Below are 11,946 nucleotides of genomic sequence, written 5' to 3'. Positions count from 1 at the left end.
AAGCCGAGGAGAAATATAAGGAGGCCTTGAAGTCAGACAAAATTGCAGCTTGAAATACGAACTCAACAGTCTCCGGCGAAACCGGAGCGGTTCATCATGCGCGTTCAACTCCACACCTCGCAGCGTAATAACTGGACGTTCGACCCGATGTTGCGAATACACATGCTCGTTGAACTCGGACTGTGTTGCGAAGACCGAAGCGCAGAAAGGGCATAGAAAGGTCGGTCCTTTTGGTGGCGACGGATCAGGGGTGCGTTCAGTGCCCTCGTAAAAGGCATCGAGATCACCTTCGCGGATCCAGCCAACAGTCGGCATACCAACCTTTCAACTTGCGGCACTCTCAGGAGCAGTCTTGCGGGTCGCTGAGCGAGCCCCATCAGCTTTATAATTGAAATCATGTCCAAAAAGAAGACTACTAGCTCGGCGAGCGTCTTCCGGTTCAGACCACCCCTGAAGAAGTTGTCGGGGCCTTTGCGTAGTTCCGCAAAGCGCAGAAGAGTTGGTCAGACATTGGGCGCACCTTCTTATCGTCTGCAAACCTCGAATGCTTTGCCTAGACGGCACCCCATGCACGGCTACCGCGACCTTGGCAGACCAGTTCGCTCTCGGTCCGAGGCATCTACCGACCTACCCGGATTCCTTGTGGGGGTATGCAAACATGGGCTTTGGGCCGTTTGCGCAAGTGACTAAAGTCGAGAGCGCTATCTCTATAGCGGGTGATCCTGATGCTGTTTGCTCGTGCGCGCACACGTAGGACAGCGCCCGGTGAAGTATGATAAGTCTCTGATAATGATTGTTTTTTCGAGATATCGTGCTTAAGTTGAGTTGAGGCCACAGGAGGTCTCAATGCCAACACTTCGATTTACAAAACGCGCCATCGAGGCGCTGCCTCATCCCAACACGGGTCAAGTCTTCTATCGTGACGAACTACTTCGCGGGCTCGGAGTTCGCTTGGGGTCGCAGTCAAAGGTCTACTATGTGGAAGGCCAGGTGGCTGGTCGCACCCGCCGCGTAACCATCGGCCGTGCAGATGCGGTCTCAGTAGACGAAGCGCGCAAGAGAGCACTGAGCATCTTGAGCGACATGGCTGCCGGCGTGGACCCCAACGCCGAAAAGCGCCGCGTTGCGCAGGAAGGCCTGACCCTCGGCCAAGCCTTTGATCAGTTTTTTGAAACCCGCAGCGGTCTCGCGAACAGCACGCGCGAGAGCTACCAGCGCTCCGCAAATCTGTACTTGAAGGACTGGAAGCGGTCGCCAGTCACCAGCATTACCCGGCAGATGGTGCTAAAGCGTCATCAGCGCATCGCCAAGGAACACGGCGAAGTCACCGCTAACAACGTCATGCGGCATCTTCGGTCGGTATATAATGTAACCGCCGCGGCGTATGATGAATTCCCGCCGAACCCGGTCACTATCCTAACCCAGGCGCGCGCCTGGTACCCTGAGCGGCGCCGGCGCGGCGCAGTCTCTGCTGCGGACCTACCGGCCTGGTGGGCCGCCGTGATGGACGAACCCGACTATGCGCGGGATTTCCTGCTGATCGCGCTGTTCACCGGCATGCGGCGGAACGAGATCGCTGCTCTCCGCTGGGAACAAGTGAACCTAGAAGAGCGCGCTCTGCATATTCCAAAGACAAAGAACGGCGACCCGCTGGACCTCCCGCTGGCTGACTTCCTGGTTTGCTTGCTGCACGACCGAAAGGCGCAGTCCGGGCGGTCCCCCTGGGTGTTCCCCAGTTCCGGTCGAAAGGGCCATATAGTGGAAACCAAGAAGTTCACCGCACGTGTAACTGAACGCAGCGGTGTCAGCTTCACGCTGCATGACCTGCGTCGAACGTTCATCACCATCGCGGAGAGCTTGGACATCCCACACTACGCCTTGAAGCGACTTTTGAACCACCGTCTGTCGGGCGACGTGACTGCAGGCTACATTGTCAGCGACCTCGAGCGGTTGCGCGGTCCGGTGTCCCTCGTGGCAGCCAAGATTCTTCAACTCTCGGCGCAAACAGAAAACAGGAAGGCCTCATGACAGACGAACCGGCGAAATTCTGGGAGGGCCTGACCATAGAGAATTACGATTGGCGAGAGGCTGATCAGCTCTCACTTGCATTTGTGGATCTTTTTCTTCTCTCCTTGATCAGGGCGCACCCCATGCAAACTGGCAAAAAGCATTCCGACTTAGAGCGCCTGCGTGACGCAAAGAAAGCCATTTTTGGAATCAAGCCAAAAGATGATCTTAAGGAAAGCCGCGATTTTCCCATCTTGGTCGAAATGGCTCGGGAGTACATCTCAGATCGTGGCGGCGCGGAATACATTCAACAAGAGAACCGCATATCTTGGGGTGATCACGACGATGCCGCCTGCCGAGGCATAAAGCCACTTGCACGTGATGTGGTTCAAAGACTCAAGGAGCAGGGCGAGAAGTTTGACCCCATGGTCGAAGAAGAAAGTGTCGTGGCCCGGCTAGCTCGCAAGTTCCGGAAGCATCAAGACGATTTGGTTGTGCAGGTTGTTATCCACGGAAATCTTGAAACGGGATTCATGGTTGGATGGATTGATCAAGCAAGGGACTTGTTTGGTCCTTTTATGATCCCAGTCGCAGAAGCCGGAGATCCGGTGCGGGATTTGAAGACACTATTTTGAATGATTCGTCCGACCTAAGAATCTGTGAATATTAGGAGACCTCCACTAGCCAAAGGAGGTTTCTCATGGAGAAGAAGACAGAAAATCTGCTGACCACCAAGGCAGCAGCACGGCAACTATGCCTCAGCCCCCAGACACTTGAGAAGTGGCGCACGCAAAATCGCGGCCCGCGCTTCGTGAAGTTCGAAAACAAGGCCGTTCGTTACCTCAAGTCAGACCTGGACGCCTTCGTCGCGGAGGGTTTCGGCAATGTCTGAGCACAGCATCAAGAACCGCCTGACATTCGAGTCGCCCGCGAAAGCCGCGATGTTCTATGTCGATATCGGCTGGGAGCCCCTCGTGCTGCCGCAGAAAGAGAAGAAGCCCAAGGGCGGCTGGAAACAGCCTGTACTGTGGGACAAGCAACGCATCTACGAGCGTTTCACACCGACAACAAACGTCGGGATCGCCCTTGGCGCCCGCTCTAGTGGGTTGGTCGATATCGACTTCGACTCTCCTGAAGCTGCCCAACTTGCGGAGTTGCTGCTAGGTGAGTTGCCAAGTTTCGGTCGCGAGAGCGCGCGCCGGAGCCATCGGGTCGTTTACTCTAAGATAAAGAAGACCCGCGTCACCTACCAGCTCCCCGACGATCTGGCAGAACGTCTCAAGCTTGACCGGTCCATGATTCTGGAGGTTCGTGGCAACAAGCACCAAACAATGTTTCCGCCGTCGGTACATCCGAGCGGCGAGGTAGTCGAGTGGGATGATGATCCACGCGATATCCCTTCATGGGAAAGCGGTGAACTTCTTAGCCGGTGCGGTCTGTTAGCGGCGCTCTCGACGATCTCTGCCTGCTATCCAAAAAATGCCGGAGAACGGGACGAGATCTGCATGATGCTGTCGGGCATGCTCGTTCGGTGTGGACTGCAAGACGAGGAGATCGACAGCCTGGTGGTTGGCGTCGCAGGCATCGCTGGTGACGAAGAAGCCGAAAAACGAGCGGGTAAAGCTTCTGCATCCCGCGCTCGGATTGAGGCCGGAGAGACCGTGTGGGGGCTCCCTGAACTTTGCGCCAGGTTGGGAATCGAGGCACTTCAGCCGAAGCTTCGCGAATGGCTTGGACTTATGGGCGGTGCATCACCCGACGATCCGCGTCCCCGGATATTGGTTCGTGCTGGCCACCAGCCGACGGAAGTCGATCAAGCTGAAGCGGCTCTCATCAATGCTGATCTTGGTGTCTACCAACGGGGTGAAAGCCTTGTTCGGGTGATTCGGCTTCCTGAGAGCACAGGGGATGGAGGCGTTCGCCGCTCCAGCGGGATCCCGCTCCTCGTCGAGTTGACCCCGGCATGGCTGCGGGAAAAGTTCGCTCTCGTTGCCATCTGGCAGAAACCTGGCGAGGAAGGAAACTATCCCATCGATCCGCCCACGCCGCATGTTTCCATGCTGCTCGCGAGGGTGGGTGAATGGAACTCGCCAGTGCTTAATGGCGTCGTGTCGACCCCGACCCTCAGGCCGGACGGTACCGTACTGCAAGAACCGGGATATGATCGTATGACAGGCCTTCTGTTCGATCCTGGTGGGGTGGCTTTTCCGCCCGTTCCGGAGAACCCAACCTACGAGGAGGCGCTTGCCGCTCTGGAGATACTGTCACGTCCGTTTCGTGAGTTCGCTTTCGCAACGCGGGCAGATCAAAGTGTGCTATTGAGCTCGGTTCTGACATCACTGATCCGACGGAACCTACCATCGGCGCCGCTCTTTGCGATCGATGCGCCTACTGCGGGGTCGGGGAAATCGTTGTTGGGCGAGACGGTCGGTCTCATCGCCACCGGACACAAGCCCACAATGATGTCACAGGGAAAGAGCCCCGAGGAGGACGAGAAACGGCTCTCAAGCGTCTTGATGGCAGGCGATGCTGTCCTGGTGATAGACAACTGTGATCGACCCTTGGGCGGTGACACCTTGTGTTCAATCCTAACGCAAGAGTTCATCACGGCGCGCGTGCTGGGTCGGTCGGAGACCAAACGACTCCCCACAAACGTATTGGTGATGGCGACCGGAAATAATCTGGAGGTGGAAGGCGATCTCGGTCGTCGGACACTTGTATGTCGCATCGATACCGGGGCCGAACGGCCGGATCAGATCGAACATTCGTTCGATCCGCGCCAAGAGGTACTTGAGAACCGACCAGACCTTGTGGTTGCGGGGCTTACCATTCTGCGGGCTTACACCGTCGCCTATCGTCCGGAAATGATGACGCCGATGGGCTCGTTCGAGGAATGGAATATCGTGAGAGAGGCACTGATATGGCTTGGCGAGCCGGACCCAACCGTGACGCGTGAGCGCGCTATCGCAGATGATCCGCGAAAAAGCGATCTCGCAGAGCTTATCGATCTGTGGAACACCGCCCTGGGGTCAGAGGCGGTCACGCTCGCAGAGATAGCCGAGAAGGCCATGCAAGACCCCTACTCGAAAGTGGCGATGTTGCACGATGCATTGGCGTCACGAACGGCAAAGGGAGTGTTCAATGCCCGTAGTGTCGGGCGATACCTCGCTCGACACAAGGACCGGGTCGTCGGTGGTCGCGCTCTGAAATGCGTGGATGATCCCACAGGTGTGAAGCGCTATCGCCTGGTAGCGCCGGAAAGCCGCACTTTTGTGGAGCTTCCGTTCTGATACTGTGGGCAAGCCATGGGGGATGCCGGCAATTCGCCGGCATCTCTTACTGGTTTGAGGGGTTTACGGGGTTTGCAGGACCCGCTGCAGCGGGGGCATACTGTGCGGGCACCTAAAACCAATGCGTGCTCCACGTAGTGGGCGGAGCAAACCCTGCTAACCCTTCTAACCCTGGCTGGTTTCTCGTTCGATGCCTTGAGGTTGCTGGCTTCCTAGCCACAACCTGATGTCGTGAAGTGCGGCAGCGTTGGTTTCAGTGACCACGATGCTATCCAAATCGGCCATTGCATCGCTGATAGTACGCCCGGCTTGCACACCCTCGCGCCCGTGTAGCCGATTGTGCTGCCAGGTCTCGAGTCCCTGGCGAAGCTCAGGCCTCAGGGCGTCCGGTTGCTCTAGGAACACGATACGTCGTCCGAGCTCGCGCAGGCGGTCATCTTCGAAGGTTTCAACCAGCTCCGCGCGTTCTGGCCTGGTCGCCTTGTGAAACGCTTGCATGCGCCCTTCGTCCGCCCGGCTAGGGAAGCCCTCATATATCCTCGCCTCGACCACCTCAGCGGCCGGCCAGGGCGCGTAGCGCTGCGCCAGGGCTTGCCTCACCCGGGCGGCAAAAGGGCCGTCCTGGGCGACCTCCGAGGCTCTGCGGGCGATCTCCGCGGCGGCTATGCCAAAGTCAGGCCCGACCGACATATCCACCAGCGCTGGCATCTTGTTCGACGTGACGATCCGGATGGCCCGGTCAGGCCCCTGCATCGCCTTCACCAAACCGTCGACATCCATTTGAAGAATCGGTTCAGGGTCCTTGGTCAGATCGACAACCGCGAGCATGGTCGGATTGTCGGAGCTCTGGCCGCCGCCCACCACTGGAAGCACGGTCGGACGGCCCATGTGGTACTGGACGAGACATAGCGGCTGACCCGACAGCACCCGCGCCTGCACTTCCGCCTTGTCGACCAGCGGCATCAGGGAAGCCCAGACAGCCGGCGCGCGGTCGCGGATCAGACGGGCCATGAAGATGGTCGCCTCCACATCCGCCAGGGCGTCATGGGCGTTTTCATGGGCAAACCCGTTCGCGGGGGCCAACATATCGAGTTTCAGGGTGGGCCGTTCGATGTGGTTAATTGGCACGGTTATCGCGTTGGGCGCCAGGGCTGCCGTGACCTGCGCGAGGCGCAGAACATCCGCCCGCTGATTGCCGTTTGTGTTGGTCAGGTAGATAGGCTGCAGGGTCTGATAGAACGCTTGCCGCAGCAGCGGTTCGTCGAAGGCGAGGGTGTTGTACCCGGTGAAGATCGCCGGCGACCATTCGCGCAGCTTCTGTGCGATGGTCAGCATAGCCTCGTAGTGTGTCGGCAGGCTGGGGTCCGTCAGCATCGCTGGCGTCACCCGTGTGGCCAACAGGGCGCCAGCGGCGGGCACGACATGAGGCAGCAGGCGGCAACGGATTTCGAAGCGGTCAAGTTCGTTCAGGTCATCATCCGTCCGGATCGCCGCAAACTGCAGAATCTGGTCGAACGTGGTATCCGTCCCGGTAGTCTCCGTGTCATAGAAGACGTAACCCATTCGCTTTTCCTCTCTAGGTGGCGCCAGGAGAGTGCACCACTCTGTTGAACATTGATGCACTCATGCCTATTGATAAGCAACGACGGGAGCTTCAATGGCCGACCGACCCCTGAAAGCAACCAGGCTGTCCGTAAGCTTGGAAGAGCGCGATCATAATATTTTGGCTGAAATCGCAGCCGAAAATGACGCTTCGATTTCCTGGGTCATCCGGAAAGCAATCCGTCAGTTCGTCGACGAATATCAAGCTGGCCATCCACATGTAGAGCCAGCAAAGCGTGGCGAATAACGAAATTGAAAAGAGAGCAGTATGGAAGACGGACTCGGCGCCTGGTTCAACGAAAATAAGACGGAACAACAGCTCTCTAGTTTTGGATTTCGCACGTCTGGCGGCGGTGCTCACCAATCCAAGACAATGATGCTCCCCGAAGTCGAAAGCCTGCTTTCGTCTGGCATCACAAGCGCAGATAGCCTCAAGATCGCGGCAATTGATGACAACATTATGGGAAAGTCGACCGCGAATACGCGGCGTCTAACCTATCGCCATCTATGCTCCCTCTACGGCTTCAACGACCAGCCCCCCATAACGAAGGTAATGGTGGGTTTGTGGCCCCAAGATCGCGAGGGGCACGCCCTACTCACGCTTCTGGTCGCTTTGGCCCGAGACCCCTTGTTGCGAGACACAGCAAAAGTTGTTCTTGGAACGCCGGTTGGTCAAACATTGGAAAGACCCAACTTCGAGGACGCGCTGTCTTCCGCTCATCCTGATCGCTTCAGCTACAAGATGGTCCGTTCCATGGCGCAGAACTGCGCTTCGACATGGACGCACAGCGGCCACCTCAGCGGCCGCGCGAAGAAGACCCGCCAGCGTGTTAGCGCGACACCGCACGCAACGACGCTTGCAGCCCTTTGCGCTACTGCAGCTGGCTATGGTGGACCTGCAATCCTCGGGTCAGTCTGGATGAAGGTCCTCGACCTTTCGCCAGAACAAGCCTTGGATCAAATGCGACGAGCCGAAAGCCTAGGTCTAGCCCGAGTCCGGTCTGCCGGAGACGTGACAGAAATCTCGGTTCGTCAGCCATTGTCTTCAACTCTGGGAGTGTCAGAGCTTGAACACGTTTGACGAAATCCTTGCCGCCTACACAAAGCAAGTGAACCTTCCGTGGGCTTCAGACACACCGGCCGCCGGTCGGGTTTGGATCGTTTGGTTCGACAAGTCCATGCAACGCCGCTTCTCCGGAAGGATCGGGGAATTCGAGCACGCGACGCAAAAGGCTGGACACGGCTGGAAGCTCCTGGACTTGGCTCCGTGGTTCGGAACCTGGATCGCGAAGCATGAGCTGTTTGAAGGTCTTGTTGAGCAGCCAAATGAAATTCGTGGTCTCCTCCCCGACATCGAAGATGCTCTCGTAGAAGAGATCGGTATGGCTTTGACCGAATGCTCGGCGAACGATGTGCTCGCAGTTGATGGATGTGGCGCCCTCTTTGGCGTCGCCCGCGTTTCAACTCTGATTAGCCGTGTCGCAAGCGCAGTGCCCGGCCGCTTGCTGGTAGGCTTCCCCGGCAAGCACTCAGCCGGCGTGTACCGACTTCTAGATGCGCGTGATGGCTGGAACTACCACGCTGTCCCGATTCCCGCAGACCCCTCCGTTTGAGATATCAGAATGCTGAACAAAGACACGTTTCATACCGATCCCGCCCAGTACCAACTCGCAAACCAAGGTGTAGCAAAGATCTCCGTTCCGCCGGCCCCAGAGGCCATGGATACTCTACGTGGTGAGCTGTCGACGTTCGTTTGCGACGGTGCTTATGCCGATGGCCTAACCCGCATTCTGGAAGGTTTCCTTGGCTCGATTGGGAAGGGGAGCGGTGCACCCGCCGTATGGATATCCGGCTTCTACGGGTCTGGTAAATCGCACATGGCCAGCATGCTCGCCGCGCTCTGGACCAACTTGGAGTTCGACGACGGAGCTACGGCTGAAGGTCTGATTCCGCACATTCCGCCCGAGGTGGCGGCGCCTCTAAAAGAACTCAGGATCGCGGCTCATAGGGCTGGCGGAGTAGTCGCAGCAGGAGACACGCTTGGTACAGGCCCCTCTGACCCAGCTGAAGCAACACTGGGGATCATCCTCAGAGCGGTTGGACTCCCTAGCGATCTACGTGCTGCGCAGGTTGCCCTCTGGCTCGACAATCTCGAAATCCTTGAGACTGTTCGCGCAGAGCTTGGAGAGAAGTTCCAAAGCGATATTCGCAACTTTATCCTCTCGCCTCGCTTTGCCGACGCTGTTCTTAAGGCCAAGCCGGAGCTCGCCTCGTCTCCAAAAGAATTGCGCGAGCTTCTAAAGACGCAGTTTCCAGAGCCGCCGCCGGTCACCGTCGACCTCTTGGAGACCGTTGCAAGGCAAGCTTTGATGCTTGGCCGCAAGGAGCTTCCCTTGACCCTGGTGGTTCTGGACGAAGTTCAGCAGTTTATTCGCCAGGACCCTAGCCTGACCCTCAAAATACAGACAATCGCCGAGCGCCTTGCAGGCCGATTTGATGGGCGCCTTTTGCTTGTTGCTACAGGGCAGCAGGCCCTAAGCGACGTGCCGAACCTTCAGAAGTTGCTCGACCGGTTTCCAATTCAAATCGCACTTGGTGAGGCCGATGTTGATGCGGTTATTCGAAAAACCGTGCTGCGCAAGAAGAGCGGCGCTGAAAAGGACATCAAGCACATGCTCGATGCCAATGCCGGTGAGATCAGCCGCCAACTCAATGGCAGCCGTCTGGCTCACACTGTGCAGGACGATCCCGATGCTATCCTTGATTGGCCTCTCCTTCCTGCGCGGCGTCGCGTTTGGGAGCGCATTCTTCGGGAATTGGACAGGACTGGTCTCGGCGGAACGCTGCGTGGCCAACTCAGAACGACGCTAGACGCAGCCAAGACCTATGGGGACAAGCCCCTGGGTCACGCAGTACCAGTCGACTTCCTTTACGGCCGGTTCGCCACGGAGGCCTACAACGCCGGCCTCTTGCCAGGCGAAACACGAAACCGGATCGAAGCACTCAAAGGTGGAAGCGAAGACGAGCGCCTTAAAGCCCGGATTCTGATGTTGGTCTACATGCTGGGTCGCATTGCGCCTGAGGCGGACAGACACGGAGTGCGCTCGAAGCCTGAGACAATAGCTGATCTATTGATCGTCAATCTGGCCGGCGAAGACGAGTTGCGCCGAAAGGTGCCTGAATTGCTTCAAGAGCTGCAAGCCGATGGTGCGGTTATCGAAGTTGAAGGCGAATGGCGTCTGCAGACAAAAGAAAGCGCTGACTGGGAGGCTGCTTACAGAACGGAGGAGAAGACACTCCTAGCTGACCAATCTTCCTTGAGCCGAACCCGGCGCGATCTTCTCACCAACGCGATTGATACGGCCTTGGCAGGCGCCGCGAGCGTCCCGCATGGCGCCAGCAAGGAGACGCGACGAATCCACCGCCTGCAACCTGGTGACAAGGATCCGAGCGATGGGATCGCGCTGAGACTCCACAATGGATGGAGCGAAGACCTCACACAGATCGAAAAGGAAATCGCAGCGGCCCCAACTTCTGACCCGACGGTTCACCTGCTGATTTCGCGGCATCGTTCACGCGACAGCGAACTCACGAACGCGCTCACAACATGGAAGGCAGCAGAACAAGTCCTCCAACTACGCGGCGTCCCTCAAACCGATGCCGGCCGGGAAGCCCAGTCGGCTATGCAGTCGCGTTCGAACAAAGCTCAGAATGCAGCAAAGGAAATCATTGCTGAGGCTGTGGCGCAAGCGCGGGTCATTCAAGCTGGCGGGAAGGTCGTGACCGGAGCCCCTGCCGACGCGGCCAAGGTCGCAGCGACCAATGCCCTTGCGCGTCTCTATCCACAGTTTCCGGACGGCGATCATGCCGGATGGGGCAAAGTGCGCGATAGGGCGGTACGAAAAGACCCGGATGCTATGAAGGCAGTGGATCATTCTGGTGCCCCTGAAAGCCACCCAGTCTGCAAAGCAATCATCGCTGATTTGGGGCCAGGTCGAAAGGGCTCCGATCTTCGTACGAAGTTCACTGGTGCGCCATACGGTTGGTCTCAAGATGCTGTGGACGGCGCCCTGATCGTCTTGGCAAACGCTGGCCTGCTTCGCGTGACCGGTGATGATGGCAAGCCTGCATCCTTGCCGGACATCCCACGCCAAAAGATCGGCACTTGCACGTTCCGGTCTGAGACAACGGTGATCACGATCCACCAGCGAATGGCTGTGCGAGGCCTGCTAAACGACACGGGCATCCCGTATGAGAACAACCAGGAGCAGCTTGCACTCTCAGCACTTCTTGACCGGCTTCAAACGGCCGCCGCGGAGTCTGGGAGCGATGCACCAGCCCCAGAAGCGGACTCCGTTCCAAACCTTGCCTCATACAAAAGCCTGTCGGGCAACGACCTTCTAGCTGCCCTGGCAGCAGACGCCGCCGATCTGCGCGAAAAGCTGAGGGAGTGGAAGAAAGCCAAACAGGTTATTTCGGAGAGAATGCCTAATTGGCGTCTCGCAGAACGTCTTGTTGGCATGGGTGCTAAAGATCAAGAAAGCGACCTTGAGAGTATTCGCACCGGTCGCCGCCTATTGGCCGATCCTGATCCGGTTCCACCCTTGATTTCCGCCGCAGCGGATACACTGCGAGCTAGGCTCAATGGCGTCTATCAGGCTTGGGAGAAGGCCTGGAAAAGCGGCGAGGAGCGGCTCGCGAACGATCCAACGTGGAACAAGCTATCTCCGGAACAGAAGCGCGCTATCCGCGAAGAAAACGGCCTGCTCCAAGCGACAAAACCGGCTGTCGACACGCCACAGGCCATCGCGGAAGCATTGAGCGCTAGAGGGCTTTCCGAATGGGATAGCATGGTGAAGGCGCTGCCGACCCGTATCGACGATGCGTTGGCCTCTGCGGCTGCTGAACTTGAACCCAAAGCCCACACTGTTCTGCTGCCCGGCGCTTTGGTGAAGTCGGAAGCCGACTTGGAGGAGTGGCTCCAAAAGGTCCGCGAAAAGGTTGCCGAAGGTCTGCAGAGCGGCCCAGTGATTCCAAAGGTTTGACG

General features: G+C 57.9%; 9 protein-coding genes. 8 read left to right on the top strand and 1 reads right to left on the bottom strand.

What is annotated here, in order from left to right; all coding sequences use genetic code 11:
* Nucleotides 1-846 precede the first annotated feature (846 nt).
* The 4 genes from J1C52_RS07270 (at nucleotide 847) to J1C52_RS07255 (ending at nucleotide 5,297) form a co-directional block, all read left to right on the top strand.
* Nucleotides 847-2,028 carry a tyrosine-type recombinase/integrase gene (locus tag J1C52_RS07270; protein WP_227427266.1) on the top strand — a complete coding sequence of 394 codons (1,182 nt, stop codon included), beginning with the start codon at nucleotides 847-849 and terminating at the stop codon, nucleotides 2,026-2,028.
* Nucleotides 2,025-2,642, top strand: a complete 618-nt coding sequence (locus J1C52_RS07265) for a hypothetical protein (RefSeq protein WP_227427265.1) — start codon at nucleotides 2,025-2,027, stop codon at nucleotides 2,640-2,642. Before J1C52_RS07270 ends, J1C52_RS07265 begins: the two co-directional genes overlap by 4 nt.
* A 65-nt stretch (nucleotides 2,643-2,707) precedes the next feature.
* A complete protein-coding gene (locus J1C52_RS07260) occupies nucleotides 2,708-2,899 on the top strand; it encodes a helix-turn-helix transcriptional regulator (RefSeq protein WP_227427264.1) in 192 nt (63 codons plus the stop codon).
* Entirely contained in the window at nucleotides 2,892-5,297 is a 2,406-nt protein-coding gene (locus J1C52_RS07255; RefSeq protein WP_227427263.1) for a bifunctional DNA primase/polymerase, read from the top strand. The genes J1C52_RS07260 and J1C52_RS07255 overlap by 8 nt, the downstream gene beginning before the upstream one ends.
* 165 nt (nucleotides 5,298-5,462) lie before the next feature.
* Here the strand turns inward: J1C52_RS07255 and J1C52_RS07250 are convergent, their stop codons facing one another.
* Nucleotides 5,463-6,860, bottom strand: coding sequence for an exonuclease domain-containing protein (locus J1C52_RS07250; protein ID WP_227427262.1), 1,398 nt, complete (start codon nucleotides 6,858-6,860; stop codon nucleotides 5,463-5,465).
* Nucleotides 6,861-6,954: 94 nt separating this feature from the next.
* Here J1C52_RS07250 and J1C52_RS07245 point away from each other — a divergent pair, with 94 nt between their 5' ends.
* Genes J1C52_RS07245 through brxC form a run of 4 tightly spaced genes read left to right on the top strand, consistent with a single transcriptional unit; the run spans nucleotide 6,955 to nucleotide 11,944 of the window.
* On the top strand, nucleotides 6,955-7,146 hold the full coding sequence (locus J1C52_RS07245) for a ribbon-helix-helix protein, CopG family (protein WP_170340894.1): 192 nt from the start codon (nucleotides 6,955-6,957) through the stop codon (nucleotides 7,144-7,146).
* Nucleotides 7,147-7,167: 21 nt separating this feature from the next.
* The gene (locus tag J1C52_RS07240; RefSeq protein WP_227427261.1) at nucleotides 7,168-7,980 is read left to right on the top strand and encodes a hypothetical protein; all 813 of its coding nucleotides are present in this window, start codon (nucleotides 7,168-7,170) and stop codon (nucleotides 7,978-7,980) included.
* Nucleotides 7,967-8,512, top strand: coding sequence for a hypothetical protein (locus J1C52_RS07235; protein WP_227427260.1), 546 nt, complete (start codon nucleotides 7,967-7,969; stop codon nucleotides 8,510-8,512). The genes J1C52_RS07240 and J1C52_RS07235 overlap by 14 nt, the downstream gene beginning before the upstream one ends.
* A 9-nt stretch (nucleotides 8,513-8,521) precedes the next feature.
* The gene (gene brxC, locus J1C52_RS07230; RefSeq protein WP_227427259.1) at nucleotides 8,522-11,944 is read left to right on the top strand and encodes a BREX system P-loop protein BrxC; all 3,423 of its coding nucleotides are present in this window, start codon (nucleotides 8,522-8,524) and stop codon (nucleotides 11,942-11,944) included.
* The last annotated feature ends 2 nt before the right edge of the window (nucleotides 11,945-11,946 follow it).

Origin of the sequence: Roseibaca sp. Y0-43, assembly GCF_020667835.1 — a bacterium.
Lineage (GTDB): Bacteria > Pseudomonadota > Alphaproteobacteria > Rhodobacterales > Rhodobacteraceae > Roseinatronobacter.
Note: the sequence above shows the minus strand (reverse complement) of the source record. Positions and strands in the feature narration are given on the sequence as shown.